Here is a 21,447-nt window from a genome sequence, read left to right on the forward strand (position 1 = left end):
AAAGAAAAGGGTGCGCCATGGACTTATGACACACCCTCTTAAACAAAGCTTTATACCCTAAATTATTTAAACTAAAACCTAAAATGCTTATGAATATCAACCTACAACTTATTTCTTTTCTACTTTGAGAACTGCCTTGTCTACACCGGCAGTCAAGTCAACTGTAAGAACGTATGTCTCGCCATCCTTCAGTTCTACTCCATCTTTCAGGTAAACATTGCCGTTGTCGTGACCGTTACCGTCACCGATGCCGAACACCTCGCTATCAGTTGAGATGAGATGGCTGTTATCCTGACCCTTGAACTCAATACCCCAGTTTGCCTGACCGAAGAACTTGAAGTTTACGTCAGTAGCTCTGAGTTGCTTGCCTACGGTGAGTGTAACCTGATATACCTTATCCTTGATTGGAGTGAGACAGACGTCAGAGTCAACACCTGTCCACCAGCCATGATTTACAGCCTCCCAAGTTGGCTTGTTGACACCTTCATTACCGATGATCCAGAGTGCACCAGTACCATCGCCATTCAGTGACATAGGCTCACTTCCATTCATTGTCCAGATGCGGAATGACTTATGGGTGAAGTCTGCCAAAATAGTATATCTGCCGGTAATAGCCTTGAAAGTATAGCTTCCATCCTCTTCTTTCTGGAACCAGTCGCTGTCATAATACCAGTCATCTGGCAGATTATTGCCGTTGATAGTAAGGTTACAGGTAGTACCTTGCTTGATATCACCCACCCAAGTCTTGCCTGCATCAGAATCGGCAAAATCGAGGATAGTAACAGGCAATACATCGGTAGGACCAGCCGTATAGTTCTTGGCATCGAAAGTGACAACTACATCGTTCATATTCTCAGAAGTGAAGTTGAAGTTGCCTGTTTCCCCCAAACTGATATCCTTACCTGTGCTGGAACCGAAGACAAACTTTCCATCCTTCGTTGCAAAATATCCCTTGAAGGTCTTCTTACTGCTAGGAAGAACAGCCTGATAAACAAAGTCGCTTTTCTCTGTCATGTCATATTTAACACCATCAGCACTCACAAACTGCAGATTGTTGAAATGAGGGCGCTTGATATCAAACGACAAGGTCTCTGTATTCGATTTGGTTGATACATTCTGCAGAGTAAGTTGAATATCTACCTTTCCATCAGGAACATTCTGTGCATAAGGCACTTTCAGTTTGACTGTATATTCACCAGCCTCCTTGGTACGGATGGTAGTTTCATCTACACTCTGCCCACTAAACAGGAGGTTTGCTTTCAAGGTAGAGAGAGCCACGCCTCCATCATCCTTGCAGTTTACTTTCACCTCCACTTCATCACCCATCCATACAGCTGCAGCAGGAGCCGTATAGCTCATCACAGGATTACCGGCAGGAGTAGGCGCACTGTAATCATCATCGCCGCAAGATGCCATCAGTGGCAGGGCGAGCAACGCCATGATATAATATCTGATATGTTTCATAATGATCGTATCTTTAATGAATCATTTACTATAGTTTATGGATTACTTATTCCACTTGCAAGAAATCACACCATTAGCAGGAACATTGCAGGTAAAATTATGAGTTCCATCACTGAGGTTGATTGACTTAGCCTCATCTCCCTCGTTGATAATGACAGCAGCATAACTACCATCAGGATTAACAAACTCAGCATGTGTAATCTTGCTGTCATTAACGGTGCGGGACGTATTACCAATGCGAACCGCACCAGGAGCAACGACACTAGACATGTGGTTGATGATGTAATAATGAGAATTGTAGCTCAACTGGTTGTAACCATTCTGATTGATATCAATAGCACCATAGCAGGTCTGGCATCCACCATCCAGGTTAGGTCCCATCTTATTGTCAAGCATCAGATTCCATACAAGCACAGCCTTGCAATTCTGGTTTACCGTAGCGAGCGCCACATTCTTCATGTCCGCCATCAGTCGTTTACTCAAGTCACGTCCGTTATTCCAGGTTCCGATACTGGTTTCCGAGAATATCAGTTCCTTGTCAGGACGCTGGTTGTGGATATCAGTCAACTCGCTGTTGTTGCCACCATAATCATGATAAGCTGCACCTACAACCAGCTCTGAGCCCTCAAAGTTATCACCGATAGCATTGTAGAGTTTCACAGGATAATCTTCCTGATCAGCAATATTGTCATAGTTGTAGTTGTGATCGAAGACATAAATCTTGGTCTGCAGATTATTCTTCTTAAACTGTGCTGCCAATTCCTTTACGAAAGGAGCCTCTTCCTGCCAAGGCATATAGAGAGATGCACAGTTTGCTTTGTTCAATGGCTCATTCTGAGGACTAACAGCATAGATATTGATACCTTTCTCCTTCATCACATTAATAAACTTCACGAAGTACTTGGCATAAGCCTCGCGATAATCCGGATTGAGATGACCATCAGTCCATGAATCCTTAGGATTCTTGGTATTAAGGTCTGTCACCTTCATCCATTTTGGACAAGTCCAGGGAGCTGCGATAATCTTCAGATTTGGGTTGATGGCAAGAATCTCCTTCAATACCGGAATCACATAATCGTTCTCATCGCTATAGAGCGCAAAGTTGCTGATAGGGTCAGATTCGCTGCCCTTCGTGTCGCAATAGGTATACTCGGTACTTGAAAAATCGTTGCATCCCAAAGAGATACGGGCATAACTTACGCCATAACCCTCTGTGGTAGAGTAAATACGCTTCAAAAGAGCCAGACGCGCTTCTGGGTTCATCTGCATCAGATTATAGCAGGATGAATAAGTGATGGCATAACCGAATCCATCAATCGTCTGATACTTCTTGTTTAAATCGAGTTCGATGGTGGTTGGTGCCATAGATACTCCATTATACAACTTTACCTCACCCTGTGCCAATGAATAGACTCCATCGGCTGTGGTAATGAAAGTTTTGGCTGTTCCTTGTGCCGGTACCGGATTTGGTGCCTCACTAGGAGTATCAAAGTCTACAGGATCTGAGAATGAGTTACTGCTGCTGCAAGCTGTCACAGAGAAAGCTGTTGCGCAGACCAGCATCATCAGTTTATTGCTATAGTATTTCATATTCGTTTCTTCTATTATTTGTTAATAACGGTTTGAGTTGAAAGCTATCCAGGTTAGCTTAGTAACCTGGATTCTGCTCTAGATTGGTATTCTGGTCAAGAGCGGTCTGTGGAATTGGCAACAGGTATGAATTGCTGTCAAACTGTTTCACCTGTCTGATGCGTCCGCTGTCACGGTTATCTATTCCGTTGAGATATTGCTCCACCTTGTTATTGCGGCAGAGGTCGAACCAGCGTTCTCCCTCAAAGGCAAGTTCCAGACGGCGCTCATGGAGAACAGCCTCTATCATAGATTCCTTGCTGCCAGTCTTGTCGGATGTCAGTTCCTTCAGTTTGGCACGCTTGCGAATCTGGTTCACGAGTTTCGCACTCTCGGCAAGATTGCCCTTATAGGCTTCTGCCTCAGCCTTCATCAGGATAATATCAGCTAAGCGAACCCAGTAAATATTATTGTATGAAGAGCGTAACTTATACATGAACGGATAGTTGGAAGCCGGATAATAGTTGCTCCAGGTACAGGCATAATATACGATAGCCTGATTCTTACGAACCTCATCACCTTCCTTGTCAAAGTCATTGATGATGTCTCGTGAAGGAGTAATCCACTTTGCCCAGGTAAAGTAATAATCCCAGTTGTCTAACTGACGGCCGTACATCCAGGTTTCCCAGTTTCCGCTACCGGTTGTCCAATGCACCTCCAGAATACCTTCTTTGGTATTGCGTTTCATGCAGTCTTTCGCAGTCTCATCATAGCCCCAAAGTGTTTCATAACTGTCTTCCAATTCTACACCGGTTGTATTCATCACCTTGTCGGCATAAGCGATTACCTTGTCATAATCCTGCACTTCCTTTTCGGCATAAACCTTGGCAAGCATAGCCTGAGCTACGGTCTTGGTCATCTTGGTGCGGTCGGAATTGTCATTATCCGGTGCATACTGCTCAGCATCCGTCAAGTCGGCAATAATCTGCTCATAACATTCCTTCGGCGTCTTGCGAGGAGGATAATAGGTAGGATATACCTCATTGATATTCTCGGATGTAATGGTCTTGGCGATGGTCGTGATGACAGGGAAAGAACCCCACAGACGAGCCATTCGGAACATCATCAGGGCACGGAAGATTTCGCCCTGTGCCTTATAGGAATGATATTCTGCTTCTGATATCTGACCATTCTCCTTCAATTGCTCAACACCATTGATCAGCACATTTGCCTGGGCGATATCCTCCAGATAGCGGTTCCAGTCACGGCTCAATACCGAGTTGCTGGCATCGATAGAGTTGTTTTCATAAGGTACCACCTCTGCTCCGGTAGTTCCGGCATAAGCATTGTCGCTATGTGAATCGCCTATCAGAAGATAGTCGAGATGGGTATGCTCCTGACGGTTGCGGAACAACTCATAGAGCGATTTGAGCTGTGCATCAGCTGCAGCCTTGTCCTTCAATACGGCTGTTGAGGTCTCTGTCTGACCGCCCTGTGTTATTTCTGATGGCTCTGATAATGGCTCGTAGTCGAGAGAGCAACTTGCCAAAGAGAACATTGCGATGCCACCGAGCGCCAATGTCTTGATTGTATGATATGTTTTCATTGTTGTCGATGTTTAGAATTCTACTTTTACACCTAATACTACACTCTTATTGAGTGGATAGGTACCCCAGTCGATGCCCTGCACACTACCACTGTTGCCATACTGGTTAACCTCCGGATCCATACCTGAATAGTCGGTCAGGGTAAGCAGGTTGGTTGCTGATACGTATGGCTGCAGGCGGGTCAGGCCGAAGCGTGAAATCAGTTTGCGAGGCACATCGTAAGAGAGAGAAATATCCTTTACACGGAGATAACTGCCATCTTCTACGAAGTAGGTTGAGTTGCGGATATCCCACTTTGCCTTTGGCACATCGGTAATCTGACCAGGAACTCTCCAGCGAGCAAGCACCTTGGTGCTTTGGTTCTTACCATCATACATTCCTTCGGTTTCCATACGTGAAACGTTGTAGATATCGTTACCATAGCTTCCCTGGATAAGAATACTGAGATTCAAGCCTTTATAAGAGAAGGTATTGGTCAAACCGAAGGTGAAGTCTGGGTTCGGATCACCGATATAAGTACGGTCACTGGCTGATACCAGACCATCACCGGTCACGTCCTTATACTTCATATCACCGGTCTCGGGATCCACACCTTCTGCTACATATCCCCAGAAACTGCCCAATGGCATACCTGGCGTATTGCGAACCACCTGTTCGTTGACGAAATCGGTAGTCGTGGCTTCATAATATACCTGAGTCAGAGACAGGCTCTCCAACTTATTCTTGTTGAATGAGATGTTGAAATCTGTATTCCACTTCAAGGCGCCTGTCAGATTCTGTGAAGAGATGGCAAACTCCCAGCCTTTGTTGATCATCGAACCGCCATTATAGGTCAGGTTACTTGCAGCAGCACTACCTGCCGGCAAGGTGATGTTCATCAACATATCCTTGGTCTTCTTATAATAGTAATCAGCATAGAATGTGAGGCGGTTGCCCAGTACGGTCAAGTCGAGACCGATATTGGTCTGGGTTGTTGTTTCCCAAGTCAACTCAGGATTGCTCAGGTTGCCCTGTGAGAAAGTAGGAGTAGCATTGGCATCATTTCCCTCGCCAAACCACTGCACACGATTGATGTTGTATCTTGCCAGATAGCTGTAATCGCCCAGACCGCTCTGGTTACCGGTCTGTCCCCAGCCTCCACGAATCTTCAAGTCGTCAATCCACTTGATATCTTTCATGAATTTCTCATTGCTTACGCGCCAGGCACCAGAGAATGATGGGAAGTAACCCCAACGATGATGTGGTGCCAACTTGGAAGAACCATCGGCACGCATATTGGCGGTTACCATATAGGTATCATTCCAGTTGTACTGCAAACGGGCGAAAGTAGAGAGAATAGCCCAATCAGAAGCTGACGAACCGGTTCCTGTCCAGGAAATCTTGTTGGCTGCATTCAAGGTTGGGAACAGATCGTTGGCATAGTTGCTACCATTGATATAGTTCTGGCTCCACTTGCTCTGTGTCCAGGAACTACCAGCCATCGCATCCAGACTGTGCTTTCCGAATGCCTTCTTATAGTTTAATACATTGTCCCATACGATAACGCTGCTGATGTTTCTACCGTCATAGCCTGTACCGAATTCCTGACGGCCGATGGTGGTAGATATCGGGTCAAGGAAGTTGGTGGTTGTTCCTTGTGTACGGTCGAACGAGAGAGATGTGTTATAAGTCAGTTCAGGCATAAAGGTGACAGTAGCCTTTCCGGTTGCAAGCAATCGGTTGTAGGCAGACTTATTATTCTGAGTACGGGCGATATTCTCTGCTGGCGAGGTAATGTTCACGCCATAGAAGTTGTTGTAGAACTGGCTAGGATTCTCCGGGTTCCATACCGGTGCATAGGTTGGCGTATTGACGATAGCGGTTACTACGCCGCCTCGGTTAGAACCGGCACCCGAAATGATACCTGTACCCTTGTTGGTATAATCAGAATAAGTTACACTGGCATTGAGTCGCAACCACTTACGTATATCGTTCTCTACAGATGCTCGGAAGTTGTAACGCTGATAGCTTGACTTCTTGATAACACCATTTTCGCCTGTATAGCCACCCGAGATAAAGTATCTCAATTTATCGGTACCATTGGTGATAGAGAGCTGATAATCCTGTACATTACCCGTACGGAACACCTCGTCTTTCCAGTCGGTCTGGTCTTTCAAGCCTTCAGGCAGTTTCACCAGACCGATTTCATCCATCAGCTCCTTATACTGAGCCGCATTGAGAGATTCCTGGTTGTCACGTACAGTATTAAATGCATAATGTGCATTCAGAGATACCTTGGCTACGCCAGCCTTACCCTGCTTTGTACCTATAATAATGACACCATTGGCTGCACGTGATCCATAGATTGCAGCTGAAGAGGCATCCTTCAACACCTGGATATTATCAATATCATCAGCTGCCAGGAAGTCTATATTGGTCATTGGCACACCATCTACTACATAGAGCGGATCATTACTACCATTTAAAGAGGTGGTACCACGCACACGTATGGTTGGTGAAGCACCTGGCTGACCGTTGGCTTGCGAAATCTGCAAACCGGCTGCCTTTCCCTGCATACCTGCTGCGGCAGATACGATAGGACGAGTATCAAGGTCTTTGGCTGACACACTGGATACGGCAGTAGTTACATCCTTACGCTTGACAGAGCCATAACCGATAGCCACCACTTCGTTGAGCATATTAGATTCCTCTTCGAGCATAATCTGTATGCCGTTAGAAGCTTTCACTTCCTTATTCTTATAACCTATATAAGAAATTTTGAGTCTGGCACCTGGCTGTACTTCGATGGTGAAGTGACCATCCAGGTCAGTAGCAACACCATTTTTGGTACCATTCTCCAAAACCGAAGCTCCGATAACGGGTTCATTGGTATTGTCGATTACAGTACCCGTAATCTTCACCTTCTGTCCCCAAGCTGTCGCTGAGACCATTAGGACGAGTGCTGAGGCTGCTAGTCCTCTCAACACCGCATTACTTTTTGATTTTCTCATAATTTAAACTTTAGTTATTCTCATTTATGTTTAAAATTGTTGTCTGATAGTCGGGAACCCATCCATGATTGGTTTCCGATTGCAAAAGTATATAAAATGTCTGATATTTGTTGGTTGATTAAATAATTAAGTGGTAAAAATGACTATCTGTTTTTATAATTACATTTGATTATCAAGACTTTACATTTTTCATAGTTCTAAAAATAAGTGGTAGATTTATAATGGTAAAAGATACAATTATAGAAGAAAAAAACTGTTTTTCTGATGATTCTGCCAGAAGATTTATGCAGACAATTCAACAAACGAGTTGTAATATAAGCAATCCCGATTTATCTCTTCACTCTTCACCTTCTCGCCCGTAACCCCTCTGTTTATCGGGGTTTCGGGAGGTGAAGAGTTTTCTTTATCTCTTCACCCACTCTTCACCCCTCTTCACCCATAATAGAAATATACTATACGCAATATGGGAAGAAAAAAAGAGGAAAAAAAAACCGAAGCGTAATAGCTCCGGGGGCTTTTTGTTCAGCAGCAAACGCCAGCATATAACTTATCTATAGGGAATATCAAATCCCAATTTTTTCCCAAAACGATATTTCCAAACTCTATCTTGAACTTTTTGAATTTGTTTTCATTCAAGTAAGAGTTATATTGCGGATGTGGGTGATTTCTAATAAAAGCCCCAACATCTATCGTCTTAACAGTGTCATCATTAAAGTGTAATTCAACTTTTAATGGTGCCACATATCTTGCAGAAAGAATACTTCAGTTCATAATTTCTTCGTTATTTTTGTTGAACGTATTCTTTTCTTATAAATAAAGAAGTTTACCCATTTATCAACTATATTCTTATAGTACTTCTTCACAAAGGCCTCTGCTGTAGCAGCATCCTTCTCACTTAAAGGTGGTATCTTGCTAGAAGTTCTTCTGTGAATTTCAACAAGTTCACCATTTTCTAATATTATCTCGAAAATAGCTTCATGTCCATCCTTCATTACATAAACGTGTATCGGTTCATGCTCATTCGAATAGAACAGAAAGATAAATCCGAAGTATTCAAATATCTTTGGCATCGCAACCTCCTTTTTTAACCTATCTTGATTGCAAAGTTACGACTTTATTTTGAAATGAGGGTAGAAAAAGGAAAAAGTGATTTTTAAAAAGAAAAAAATGGTTTTATTTATCGGGGACAGCTGACGAGTGAAACAAGAACAGCAGACTGGAGAAACTAGAACAGCAGACTAGCGGTAGGAAGAACAGTGGGCTGTCTGAGCCAAACAGCGAACGAAAACCGGTTTGCCAGGTTTTTAAATAACCGAAATATAACACCGTTTACGGCTGATATCAGAAAAGAAGAAAAAAAAATGATTTTACTCTTCACCCAATCGCTGGGAATGCCTTTATATAAAGGGGATTCGAGCTATCGGATGAAAAGTTTTGGGCTATTCCATTGCCTCATATCCTTTGTTCTGAACCAACTTGCCATTGAAGGCAAGGCTTCGCTGAGGTATCGGGAAGACGATGGAAGAGGACGAGAGAGCGGACTGAACAGAACGGCGAAGATGCGAGGACTTGAGGAACTTGCCGAAACGGATAAGGTCCTGACGGTGACAAGTCTCGCCCGCCAGCACAACCTGACGGTCTTCCAGAATATTGGCAAGCGAAGACTTGCGCGCAGGCAAACCGGCATGCGCACGAACCATATTATACTCTGCCCTGCCATCCCCATCGTTGCGCTCCATCGCCTCAGCCTTCATCAGCAAAACATCAGCATAACGGAAACGGAAAAGAGGTTTGGCTGGTCGGGAATGCAGAACAGAATCAGCCTCATCCATCACCAGCGCATCCTTCGGCATCAGATAACGCGCAGAACTGTTGAAGATTTCATCCTCCTCTAAACTGCAGCCCTCATCAGCCAATCTGTTGCAATAGAAGATACAGGTTTCCCAAGCATTCAATATTCTGCTGCGGTTCTCACTCGCCTTGCCGCCCGTAATGAGCGAGGCGCCATCGGCAGTACGCACCATAAATTCCAGGTTCCTACCCTTCGGACGCTTCCTGTAACCCTGCGCCCAATCGTTATACATATAGATTTCAGCATTCAGCGCCAGTTTAGCCAGCAGGAAGTTGACCACAGGCTGCGTGATGCGTCCATAATGAGAGCCTTCCTCCAAACTGGACGTCTGAGGAAGATAAGGCAATACCTGCTGCAATTCGCTGAAGATGAAATGGAAGATTTCGCTCCGTTCGCTCTGAGGCGACAGCTTTTCATCGGTAACCGAAGAGCCCGAAGCCGGTTCATAGATGAGTGATTCTGCCGCAGACAGGAGTACCGGAATCCTGCCATACAAATCCATCGCCTCATAATACATCATGGCTCTGATGGCACGCACCTCAGCCTTGAACTGCGCCTTCTGGTTATCGGTAAGCCGTACAGACTGGAAATCTATCATATCCAGCGACTTGTTGCACATACCGATAGCCCGATAAAGATATTGCCAGGAAGAATAAAGCTGCTCATCATCAGGAGAAAGAGAAAGCAGACTGTCCAAACGCTGAATATCGCAGATGCCTTCCCCATCTATCGTTCCACCCATAAAATCATATAAAGGAGCTATGGTCGTATCGAATATTTCAGACGCAGAACCATTGCTGCCACCCCCATCGAGCTGATCCTTAGGATGCTCATTCAAGCACGATGAGAATGCCAACAGGGTCAGGAAAGAGATGACCCACGTGAACAAATGTGAAATATATCGTCTCATAATCCTATCACATGAAGTTTAGGTTTCAAACTGTCAAGACTGCGAATAACAGCAATCCGACTGCAAATATAAGAAAAAAGAATGATAAAAGGACACAAATATAGTAAAAATCTACGTAAATTTTGCGGTTATCAAATTTATTTGTACCTTTGCACCCGGTTAGCAGAGAGCTAACTAAGGGGTGCTACCGCCAGAAAAGAGAAAAAAGCGGATGCTGAGAATATACCCATCGACCTGAACCAGGTAATGCTGGCGTAGGAAAACAAGGCACATTCCCCCCTTATATGATGTTTTTAATTTAAATAAATGAAAAGATTCAACGGGATCGCACTCAGTGTAGCGTTTTGCTCTTTGGCAAGCCAGGCTGCACTGGCACAGACAAAAATCGACACCTTGAAGGTGCAGAATTTGAATGAAGTGATTGTAAAAGGCGTACGTGCCGCAAAGGAAGCTCCATACGCCGTGGCTAACATCAGGAAATCAGAACTCAAACAATTCTCTTGCTCAGGTCAGGAATTGCCATTTCTCCTTTCTCGTACACCGGGCATCCTCGCCTGGAGTGAGAACGGTATCGGCACCGGTACTACCTATATGCGCATTCGTGGCGCTGCCGGAAGCCGCATCAATGTAACACTCGACGGAGTGGCTCTCAACTCACCGGAAGACCAGACCGTTTTCTGGGCTAACATGAACAGTTATTCTTCGCTCCTGGGCAGCATTCAGGTACAGCGCGGCGTAGGCTCTTCTACCAATGGCGACGGTGCCTTCGGTGGAAGCATCTCTATGGCTACAGCTGCTCCTTCGCTCACCCCTACTGCAGAAGTTACCGGTTCTTTCGGTTCTTACAATACCTATCATACAGGCGCCAGCTTCTCTACAGGTCTGCTCGGCAAGCATCTGATTTTTGACGGTGCTTATCACGAGACAGCTACCGACGGTTATGTAGACGGCACAGCAGGCCGCTCAGGTTCTTACTATGGCGGACTGACCTGGCTGGGCGATAACTTCAAGATAAGCTACAAGAACATCGGCAACTTCGAGAAAACCGGTCAGGCTTGGAATGGTGTGCTGGGCGGAGATTACAACTCTAACTTCACCCTCCTTCAGGATGGCATCCGCACTTATAAAGATATGTATAAGGCAGGTCTGGATAAGTTTAACGTGCTGACAGGCGATTTGGTTCGCAACGGCAAGGGCGATTATACCATCACTCCTTATACCCTGCGCGACGGAAGCAAATGGGACAAGACTACTGATAACTTCTATCAGAACCACAACATCCTTTCGGCTACCTGGACACCAAGCAGCCACTGGAGTCACAGCCTCTCACTGCATTACACCTATGGCTACGGCTACTACAAGGAGTTCAAGAACAACGCCAAGTTTGCCAAGTTCGGACTCATCTACAAGGATGCAGAGGGCAACAAGGTTAAGAAGTCTGACTTCATCCGCAAGAAGGGACTCACCCAGCATACCTACGGCATGGTATACAATACCAACTACAAGGATGAGCACTGGGATGTTATCGGCGGATTGAACCTGCAGCAGTTCCGCGGCAACCACTGGGGATACCTTACTTATATCGCCAACCAGGATGCCGAAAAGAAATTCTTCGGCAGCAACGGCCAGTATAAGTACTATGATTCTGATGCCCACAAGTATGACTACAGCGCCTTCGTCAAGGCAAGCTATCGCTTTGCAGACTACTGGAATGCCTTCGCAGACCTGCAGTATCGCCGTGTAGAATACAAGACCGACGGTATCAACGACAAATTTATCGCCCAGGCAGATGGCAGCTACAAGAACCAGGAGCTGAACATCAACGAGAAGTACAACTTCTTCAACCCTAAGGCAGGTATCAGCTTCAACAAGGATGGCCACAAGGCATACGCATCTGTAGCCTACAGCAACCGCGAGCCAGAGCGCAACAACTTTACCGACAACTTCAACTATCCATTCCCTAAAGAGGAGAAGCTGCTCGATGTAGAGTTCGGCTATCAGTACCAGGGCGATAACTGGCATGCAGGCGCCAACTTCTACTATATGGATTATGACAACCAGCTGGCTCAGACCGGACAGTTGAGTGACATCGGCGAGGCGCTGACCACCAACATCAAGGATTCTTACCGTATGGGTGTAGAGCTGACAGCCGGCTGGGCACCATTGTCATGGTTGTCTGTAGAAGGAAATGCCGCTTTGAGCAAGAACAAGATCAAGGACTTTGATGAGTTTGTAAGCAACTGGGATGATGATACGAAGCCAGGCGTAGTACATTACGACAACTCAACCCTGTCTTATTCTCCATCAGCTATCCTGAACGGATTCATCGACATCCACTATGCCGGTTTCTCTGCTACCTGGCACACCAACTTTGTAAGTCGCCAGTATATTACCAACACAGAAGACCGCGACTTCTCGCTGCCATGCTATTCACAGAGCGACCTGAGCCTGAACTACAGCGCTAAGGTAACCAAGGCACTCGGCATCAAGGAGGTAAGCTTCGGTGTGGACATCAACAATATCTTCAACCGCCACTATGCAGCCAGCGCATTCACCTGGAGCAATGCTACCGGTTACGGATATACATTGGACAACCGATTCAAGCAGATAGCCTACATCCCGATGGCAGATACCACCTGGATGACGCATCTTACATTGAAGTTCTAATCAGAAATCATCATGATGGATTATATTGCATCACATGGTTTAGACATCTTTACCACGGTACTCGGACTGGTTTATATCCTGTTGGAGTACCGTGCCAGTATCTGGCTCTGGCTGGTAGGCATCATCATGCCCGCCCTGGACGTATGGCTCTATTGGAGTCATGGTCTTTACGGCGATGCGGGTATGGCGGTCTACTATACGATAGCCGGTATATATGGTTATGCCGTATGGAAATATGGCAAGAAGCACAACCAGAAGGAGAAAGAAGAACTTCCGATTACCTATATGAAAAAGTCGCTCTATCTCCCTACTCTTCTGTTCTTCCTGGCAGCCTGGGGCATCACCTATTATATACTGATAACTTTCACTAACTCTACAGTTCCTCTGCAAGACAGTTTCACCAATGCCCTGAGCTTTGTGGGGCTCTGGGCGCTGGCACGCAAATATATCGAGCAGTGGTTCTTCTGGATAATCGTAGATGCCGTTTGCTTCTATCTCTATATCATCAAAGGCATCCCATTCAAGGCAGGACTTTACGGTCTCTACGTCATCATCGCCGTAGCCGGATACTTTAAATGGAAGAAGATGATGAAAAAGAGTTGATAGTTAATAGTTCAGATATTATAAACGGAAAAAGGAAGCCAAGGCAAAAACAAACTTGCCAGGCTTCCTTTATTTCATTTATATAAACAAGAACCACTATACCAAGGTTCCGCGCTTAAACTTATCCTATCAGCGAAAAGCACATCCTTTATGCCCTTTTCACCTTTAATCCGTTTTCGATACTAACCAGTTCATCGCTGAATCCAGCATCAATCTTCAGTCTTTCTTCCACTTTTGAACAACTGTGGATAACTGTGCTATGATCACGATTACCAACGAGTTTGCCGATTCTCGAAGCAGGCATTTTGGTATATTTCTGTGCCAGATACATCGTTACCTGTCTAGCCACGACATAATCACGCTTACGGCTCTTGCTGTTCACGGCAGTAACCGTTACATTATAATGATGGCAAACCGTTTCAACGATGTCATCGATGGTGAGCGGCTTATCATCCACCTTCACCGCACGCTTGATGACGCGCTCGGCAAGCCGGATATCAATACTGCTGTTATAAACGATGCTGTAAGCCAGAAGACCATTGATGGCTCCCTGCAAATCGCGCACACTTCCGTTACAGGTCTGGGCGATGAAAGAGATGACATCTACCGGAATCTTCAAACCGTCACGACGGATCTTATTGCTCAGGATATCCACACACAACTGGATATTCGGCTTCTCCAACTCGCAGACCAGACCGCAAGAGAAACGGGTGAGCAGACGGTCTGGCATATCCTTCAACTCTACCGGAGGGCGGTCGCACGCCAGGATAATACGCTTTCCGTTGCGGAAGAGGTGGTTGAAGATATGGAAGAAGGTATTCAGCGTCTTCGCCTTACCAGCCCACTCCTGGATATCATCCACAATCAGCATATCAATAGACTGATAGAAGTTGATGAAATCATTGCTCGCATTATGGAGCACGGCATCAGTATACTGGGTCTGGAAAAGACGGGCACTCACATAGAGCACACGCTTCTGAGGATACATCTGCTTCGCTTTCAGGCCGATGGCATTCACCAGATGCGTCTTACCGCTACCCGAAGGTCCGTAAATGAACATTGGGTTAAACTGGGTGGTATTGGGATGCACGGCAATAGACAATCCTACGGAACGAGGCAGCTTATTGCTGTCACCCTCCATATAATTGTTGAAAGTAAGCTTCGGGTCTAACTGCGTATCAATGTCTTCCTGCTGCTGGGGAGCGGCAGGCTGGGCAGCCGTCTGCTGGGCACGCTCACGAGTTTGCTTTGCCATATCAGCATCGTCTGGATCTGCCTCTATATCTTGAGAAAGCTTATGCTCCTTATCGGTTACAACACGATAAGTGAGACGGATTCCTTCACCAAAATTACGATGCAGCACCTTACTTAACAAGTCAACGAAGTTCTGTTCCAAGTACTCGTATACGAACGGACTCGGAACCTGCACCAACAAAGTCTTTGTCGACGGCTTGTACGATTCAAAGACGATTGGCTTGAACCATGTGTTATATTGCTGCTCTGTTACACTGTCCTTTATGAGCAAAAGACTGTTGTCCCAGAGGGCTTTTGGACTTGCTAACATTGATTACTTATATTATTAATACTTTAATTCACAAATGACGGGACGCACCAAAAGATGCGAAATCATGTGCAAAGTTACAAAAAAAATAGGAGAAATGCAAATCTCCTTATTTAAAACATTTTAATAGATAGACTTTAAATTACTGAATACCAAACACTTGTCTAAAATACAAATATAGCAGACTGAAATTCAGTGAAACAATAATGTAACGTCCCCGAAACGGCTAACAAACAAACAGTTTGCGAGTCATTTCGGGGCGTGAAACATACCGAATCTTATTTAGACTAAATTTATTTAGCTCGGACTCTTTTTACTTGTCTTTTCTGCCGAAAACAGAGAAATGGACATAGCGTTTCGGATGTGCCTTCAAGTCGATAACCAAGGAGTCGGCATGACTCATGGTTGACGTCAGATTATCGTACAGCTTGGTATCGTTCATCAGCAATCCGAGGCTGCCCTGGTTGCTGTTCAGCTTCTCAGTAAACTGATGAGCACTCTCCAAAGTCTGGTTCACCTTGTTCAAAGTGCCCTGCACATCAAGACTGGCCAGATTAGCTGTGAGGCGGTTGGTATTATCCAGCACGCCATTTGCCTTTCCTATCATCCCCGGAACCTGTTTATTGAGTCCTGCCATCAGGGTATTCAGTTCACGTGTAGAAACGGTGAGGTTGCTTGTAATGGTTTCCACATTATGCAGCGAAGCCGCCAGAGCCGGGTCAGCCAGCAGCGCATTCACGCTGGTAAGGATAGAATCCAACTTAGGCAACATCTTTTCCACTACCGGAACCAGGTTGGCAGCCTTATCCATCATGCCTCCGTTTGCAGCACCCGGAATGATACCACCCGGTTCTACTCTTTCGCGCGGATTGTTTGCCAGAAGCAGATTCACCTGCAGGTTACCCATCAGGTCTTTTACTATTTCGGCTTTACTGCCCTGCGGGATTCTCAAATCCCTGTTAATATCCACCTTTACTTTGATAGGACCATTCTCCTTGTAATCATATTCCAAACCATCCACGGTACCTACCTTATAACCATCCGCATAAATAGGCGTAGAGGCACCCAGTCCCTGGATGTCATCAAACGTCATATAGTAGGCGTTGTTGGTAGAAAACAGATTCATGCCTTTCAGAAAATTGATTCCGAAATACATAACCAAAATACCGACAATAGCTACAAGAGCTATCTTGATTTCTTTTGTTAGCTTCATATTTATCTCTTTATATATTCGTGCTTATATCTTATCCTTACTCAGGTCAATCAGCGGTTTCTGTTCTGTTTGAACTCACGTATCGCCTGATTCACATCATATTTCTTTCCATTCTTGAAAGCTATGATGAAAGCTTCCGGGAACTTCTCGGCAAGCGTCTTGCGCAAGCGGAAAATCTCATTATAGTTGGTAGAGGCTCCCATCGTATATTTCACCATATTGCCTTCCTGAAAACTGTCATAACCGGTTTCGCCCTTGAAATGGGCATCGCCCTTGCGGAGCGTGCGGTTGCTGACAAATATCTGAAGCTTGAAGACAGGCGCATCGGCTACATTGGCTTTATGCTGTGCCGGCTTGTTCTGAGCTACAGTTCTGTTCTGCTGCGTCTGTCTGCTCCGCTGCGTCTGTCTGCTCTGCTGAGCCGTTTTAGCCTTTGTTGCTCTGGTTTCCACCTGCTTCACCGTTCTTCCCGGCGCAGTATCCGTCTCCTCAGCACGGCGCTCGTCCTTCTCCTGCTTCGTATCAGAAACTATCTTGGCAACCGGCACCGATTCTGTATCCGCAGCTCGATAAGGAACCGAGATGGATTTATCGTATTTATTGCGATATTGCGCAAAACCTTCGTAGATACCTCGGGCGATATCATCCACCCTGCTGGCATCGTTGAGCAGTCTTTCTTCGTCAGCAGTAGTGATGAAACCGAGCTCTATCAGACAGCTAGGCATCGAGGTTTCTCTGAGAACCAGGAATCCAGCCTGATGCACGCCTTTATCCGGACGGTTGGCACCGGAACATACCTTTCGCTGGATATTGCGCGCCAATTCTACGCTTCTCTCCATATTCTTACCCTGTATAAACTCGAAGATGATGTAACTCTCAGAAGATCGCGGGTTGAACCCCTGATAGGTCTGCTGATAGCCCTTCTCCATCGAGATAACGGAGTTCTCTCGCATAGCCACATCGAGATTATCCTTGGCACGGTGCATACCGAGCGTATAGGTTTCAAAACCGCGGGCTATCTTACCGGCTGGCAGCGCATTGGTATGTACCGAGATAAACAGGTCGGCATTGGCGCGGTTAGCAATGTTGGCACGCTGTTTCAGAGGAATAAAGACATCCGTCTTGCGGGTATAGATGACTCTCACATCCGGCATATTGCGCTCAACATATTTGCCAAACTGCAATGCCACAGAGAGATTGATATTCTTTTCTTTGGAAATAGCACCAAGTGCACCCGCATCATGACCGCCATGACCTGGGTCGATAACGAGCGTGAAACGGCGGTTGGCGCCTGTCGCTGTCAGCACCAACATACACAATAGGGTCAATATGAGTGTTATTTTCTTCAACATATCTTTCTGATGATTTTGCAAAATTACTACTTTTGTATCAGAAAACCTAAATCTACTATAAAGTTTTATCATTTGTTAATACAACTTCTACCCCTGCACCATCACAGTCTGCTCCAAAAGGAGGATTAACTTTGGTAATGGCGAGTTGTATTTTCTGAATAGTCGGATATTCTGCAAAGAGGCGCTTTCCTATCCTTCCGGCTACATGTTCCAGCAGTTTGCTAGGTATCTCCATCTCTTGTTTCACGAGTTCATAGAGTTCTGCATAGTTGAGGGTTCCAGCCAGTTCATCGGTTTCCATGGCTCTGGAGAAATCATAGCTCACATCCAGATTCACCACATAATCGTTGCCCACCTGGGTTTCCTGTGGCAGAACGCCGTGATATGCATGGAAACGGACATTCTTCAAGTATATCTTACTACGGAAAAGCATAGTTTATATCAGTTCTATCTTGGGGATTAGGATTCGGAATCGCTATCATCGTAAAGTTTCATCAGGCTACCATCCTTCAGATATCTCTTCAGGGCTGTCACAACACCTTTCTTCCAGGTATTGATGTTATCTGAAGTAAGCTGGAGCTGATAAACGAGTTTGATGACATGTTCGATAGGCATACGGTAGCGCAGCACACCGGAAATCAGCTTGGCATAGTTCCAGTATTCAGGATTAAACTTCTCGCTCAATCCCTCAACCGTAATCTTATATCCTCGCTTGTTCACAAACTGGAAGTCGTATCGCTTCAAGCCTCCATCCAGAATGGTCTTCACGATCTTGCCTTTGCTTACAGATTTAGGCAGCATGATACCCTCGTCCTCATCCTGCAAACCCGTGAAGATTTCGTATGGATGACCGTCGAGCAGTCCTACAAGAGCCACCCATTTCTCCTTATTATTCTGGAATCGCACCACATCGCATTCCAGTTCTCGAGGTCGCACCTCCATCACTTCAGGAGAGAAAACAGGAAGATGAGTTTCCTCTGAAACAACATTGGCTATCTGATCATAGAGTTTATTCCAATCAGACTGTTCTACATGATAATTCTGATGAAGTGTTGCCAGATTAGCATTCAATTCATCTATAAGAGCCTTGGAAGCCTCTTCAAAAGTCATATTTTCAATATATTTCATATCAAACGTTTCATATTTAGGTGCAAAATTAAACTTTTATTTCTAAAATCTGAAACGTTTTGCCATATATTTCACTAAAAAAGCGAAAGAAAGACAACTTTTTGGGAAACTTTCACTAACTTTGCAGCAAAATAGGGTTCTGAAATGGAACAGAACTCCTATATATATAATAAGGTATAATGATAAAATAAAAAAGATATGGAATCGATTAAGAACAGAACAAGCATCAGAAAATATGCAGAGAAGGAAGTATCTGAAGAACTCCTGAACCGCCTTTTGGAAGAGGCAGAGCGCACCCCGACAATGGGAAACCTGCAGCTTTACAGCGTTGTGGTAACAAGAAGTGAAGAAGGAAAGAAGGCACTGGCGCCAGCCCACTTCAACCAGCCGATGGTAACAGAAGCCCCGGTCGTCCTCACCATCTGTGCCGATTATCGCCGCACAACCCTCTGGGCAGAGAACCGCAAGGGAACCCCGGGCTATGATAACATTCTCTCTTTTATGAATGCAGCTACCGATGCCCTTCTCTTCACCCAGACCTTTACGAACCTGGCAGAAGAAGCCGGTTTAGGTACTTGCTTCCTAGGAACTACGGTTTATATGCCAAAGATGATCATCGACACCCTGAAGCTCCCTAAGCTCGTAATGCCAGTAGCCACATTGACCATCGGCTGGCCGGCAGAACATCCAGCCCTAAGCGACCGTCTTCCTCTGCGCAGCATCATCCACCACGAGCATTTCGAAGATTACACCCCAGAAAAGATAGATGACTTCTATGCAGAGAAGGAAGCTCTGGAAGAAAACAAGGAGTTCGTTCGCATCAACAACGTAGAGACCCTAGCCCAGGTTTTCACCGACATCCGATACACAAAGAAGGATTGCGAGGCGATGAGCCAAGGTTTCCTCGAAGCCCTCAAGCAGCAAGGATTTATTTAAAGATAAAAAAGTAAAAAGGTAAAAAGGGCACCTCGCTGGTTAACATTCCGCTAGGCTTTTTTACCTTTTTACCTTTTTACTTTTTTACCTTTTCATTATTCTACAACGATTGGCTTGTACTTAGGAACCAATGCCTTCATGATGCACCAGCCTACGAGGTAAGCAACACTACAGATGCAGAATACAATCATGTAGGCACCTGGCTTGCCATCGAAGCCCATGAAGCTGAAGGCTGAACCCTGACCATCTGCATAGGTGAAGAGCATACCGGAACCCTTGTTGATCAGGAAGGAACCGATACCACCTGCCATCGCACCAATACCGGTGATAGTAGCTACAGTTGACTTAGGGAACATATCACCGATGGTAGAATAGAGGTTAGCTGACCATGCCTGATGACCTGCACCGAGCAAACCGATGATGATAGCTGGCCACCATGCACTGTACTCACCCATAGGCTGGGCTATCAGACCGAGCAATGGGAAGCAAGCGAAAATCAACATCGCACGCATTCTACCGATATATGGATTCATACCCTTCTTGTCAACAAAGTAGGTTGGCAAGTAACCACCACCAATACTCAATACGGTTACAATAGCATAGAGAGTGAAGATGAGGGCGATACCCATACCTGAATCTGAAGAATAACCATACTGGTCAGAGAAGTAAGCAGGTGCCCAGAAGAGGAAGAACCACCAAACACCATCAGTCATCAACTTACCTACGATGAATGACCAGGTCTGACGGTAGCTGAAGCACTTCAGAAAGCCGATAGTTTTCTCCTCAGCGGCACTTTCTGTCTCTTTCCCAGCCTCAATCTTTTCGAGGTCCTCATCCTGTTCAATATAAGTAAGTTCAACCTTGTTTACATGCTTGCTCTTAGATGGTTTGTCATAGAGCCATACCCAGAGGCCCATCCATACATAACCGAGCACACCGATGATGATGAATGCCCACTCCCAGCCCAAGCTGCGAGCCAACAATGGAATGGTAGCTGGGGCTGCCAAAGCGCCTACTGAAGCACCACTGTTGAAGATAGCGGTAGAGAAAGCACGGTCTTTTTTAGGGAAATACTCTGCTGTTACCTTGATGGCTGCAGGGAAGTTACCTGCCTCACCCACAGCAAGAATCAAGCGGCAAGAGAGGAACAGCCATACACTGATTGTAGCAATCGCTACAGCTGCATCACTACCAGCCTGTACCATGCGGAGCGCCTCGATAGAATCATAACCTTCCATCTGCATAGCTACCCAACCGCAACCGGCGTGCATCACAGCACCTGTTGACCATACGAAGATGGCGATGAGATAACCTTTCTTGGTGCCCATCCAGTCAACAAACTTACCTGCGAAGAGGTTAGCGATGGCATAGAAGATGGAGAAAAGACCGGTGATGGTACCATAGTGATCATCTGTCCAGTGGAATTCTGGAGCAATGAAGTCTTTCCATGTTAAAGAGAGAACCTGACGGTCCATGTAATTGACTGTGGTTGCGATGAAGAGCAGCGCACAGATTACCCAACGGAAGTTGGACATTTTACTTGTTGTAATAGGACTCATTTTGCAAAAAGTTTTTAAGCGTTATACTTATTTTTA

14 protein-coding genes and 1 pseudogene are annotated in these 21,447 nt (G+C 45.5%); 3 read left to right on the plus strand and 12 right to left on the minus strand.

Annotation, left to right across the window (positions count from 1 at the left end; translation table 11 throughout):
* Nucleotides 1-108: 108 nt before the first annotated feature.
* The 6 genes from DWV53_RS11005 to DWV53_RS11035 all read right to left on the minus strand — a co-directional run bounded on the left by DWV53_RS11005 (nucleotide 109) and on the right by DWV53_RS11035 (nucleotide 10,392).
* Entirely contained in the window at nucleotides 109-1,464 is a 1,356-nt protein-coding gene (locus DWV53_RS11005) for a DUF5121 domain-containing protein (RefSeq protein WP_259318970.1), read from the minus strand.
* 42 nt (nucleotides 1,465-1,506) lie between these two features.
* The gene (locus DWV53_RS11010; protein ID WP_118153765.1) at nucleotides 1,507-3,054 is read right to left on the minus strand and encodes a glycoside hydrolase family 30 protein; all 1,548 of its coding nucleotides are present in this window, start codon (nucleotides 3,052-3,054) and stop codon (nucleotides 1,507-1,509) included.
* A gap of 58 nt (nucleotides 3,055-3,112) precedes the next feature.
* The gene (locus DWV53_RS11015; RefSeq protein WP_118153768.1) at nucleotides 3,113-4,639 is read right to left on the minus strand and encodes a RagB/SusD family nutrient uptake outer membrane protein; all 1,527 of its coding nucleotides are present in this window, start codon (nucleotides 4,637-4,639) and stop codon (nucleotides 3,113-3,115) included.
* A gap of 12 nt (nucleotides 4,640-4,651) precedes the next feature.
* Nucleotides 4,652-7,630: a SusC/RagA family TonB-linked outer membrane protein gene (locus DWV53_RS11020; RefSeq protein ID WP_118153771.1), complete on the minus strand. Its 2,979-nt coding sequence runs from the start codon at nucleotides 7,628-7,630 to the stop codon at nucleotides 4,652-4,654.
* A gap of 767 nt (nucleotides 7,631-8,397) precedes the next feature.
* Complete coding sequence (locus tag DWV53_RS11030; protein ID WP_118153777.1) at nucleotides 8,398-8,700, minus strand: DUF4160 domain-containing protein; 303 nt, start codon at nucleotides 8,698-8,700, stop codon at nucleotides 8,398-8,400.
* A gap of 369 nt (nucleotides 8,701-9,069) precedes the next feature.
* Nucleotides 9,070-10,392 (minus strand): RagB/SusD family nutrient uptake outer membrane protein, encoded by a 1,323-nt coding sequence (locus tag DWV53_RS11035; protein ID WP_118153780.1) that lies wholly within the window; start codon nucleotides 10,390-10,392, stop codon nucleotides 9,070-9,072.
* 306 nt (nucleotides 10,393-10,698) lie between these two features.
* On the opposite strand from DWV53_RS11035, the gene DWV53_RS11040 reads away from it, so the two are divergent.
* A complete protein-coding gene (locus DWV53_RS11040) occupies nucleotides 10,699-13,059 on the plus strand; it encodes a TonB-dependent receptor (protein WP_181992473.1) in 2,361 nt (786 codons plus the stop codon).
* Between the two features lie 12 nt (nucleotides 13,060-13,071).
* A complete protein-coding gene (gene pnuC / locus DWV53_RS11045; protein WP_118153783.1) occupies nucleotides 13,072-13,662 on the plus strand; it encodes a nicotinamide riboside transporter PnuC in 591 nt (196 codons plus the stop codon).
* A gap of 148 nt (nucleotides 13,663-13,810) precedes the next feature.
* Here the strand turns inward: pnuC and dnaA are convergent, their stop codons facing one another.
* From dnaA to DWV53_RS11070, 5 genes and pseudogenes are all read right to left on the minus strand, one after another.
* Entirely contained in the window at nucleotides 13,811-15,226 is a 1,416-nt protein-coding gene (gene dnaA, locus DWV53_RS11050) for a chromosomal replication initiator protein DnaA (RefSeq protein WP_118153786.1), read from the minus strand.
* A 310-nt stretch (nucleotides 15,227-15,536) separates the two neighbouring features.
* Complete coding sequence (locus DWV53_RS11055) at nucleotides 15,537-16,436, minus strand: MlaD family protein (RefSeq protein ID WP_118153789.1); 900 nt, start codon at nucleotides 16,434-16,436, stop codon at nucleotides 15,537-15,539.
* Nucleotides 16,437-16,486: 50 nt separating this feature from the next.
* Nucleotides 16,487-17,788: an N-acetylmuramoyl-L-alanine amidase family protein gene (locus DWV53_RS11060; RefSeq protein WP_118153792.1), complete on the minus strand. Its 1,302-nt coding sequence runs from the start codon at nucleotides 17,786-17,788 to the stop codon at nucleotides 16,487-16,489.
* A 55-nt stretch (nucleotides 17,789-17,843) separates the two neighbouring features.
* Nucleotides 17,844-18,221, minus strand: a complete 378-nt coding sequence (gene folB, locus DWV53_RS11065) for a dihydroneopterin aldolase (protein WP_022121401.1) — start codon at nucleotides 18,219-18,221, stop codon at nucleotides 17,844-17,846.
* 65 nt (nucleotides 18,222-18,286) lie between these two features.
* Nucleotides 18,287-18,745, minus strand: a pseudogene (locus DWV53_RS11070) (adenosylcobalamin-dependent ribonucleoside-diphosphate reductase); the annotation flags it as partial.
* A gap of 369 nt (nucleotides 18,746-19,114) precedes the next feature.
* Between DWV53_RS11070 and DWV53_RS11075 the strand changes: the two are divergent.
* Nucleotides 19,115-19,852 carry a nitroreductase family protein gene (locus DWV53_RS11075; RefSeq protein WP_118153795.1) on the plus strand — a complete coding sequence of 246 codons (738 nt, stop codon included), beginning with the start codon at nucleotides 19,115-19,117 and terminating at the stop codon, nucleotides 19,850-19,852.
* A gap of 95 nt (nucleotides 19,853-19,947) precedes the next feature.
* Here DWV53_RS11075 and DWV53_RS11080 read toward each other — a convergent pair whose 3' ends face one another.
* Nucleotides 19,948-21,411 (minus strand): MFS transporter, encoded by a 1,464-nt coding sequence (locus DWV53_RS11080; RefSeq protein WP_118153798.1) that lies wholly within the window; start codon nucleotides 21,409-21,411, stop codon nucleotides 19,948-19,950.
* Nucleotides 21,412-21,447: the final 36 nt, after the last annotated feature.

This window comes from Segatella copri, from assembly GCF_003465495.1.
GTDB classification, from domain to species: domain Bacteria; phylum Bacteroidota; class Bacteroidia; order Bacteroidales; family Bacteroidaceae; genus Prevotella; species Prevotella copri_G.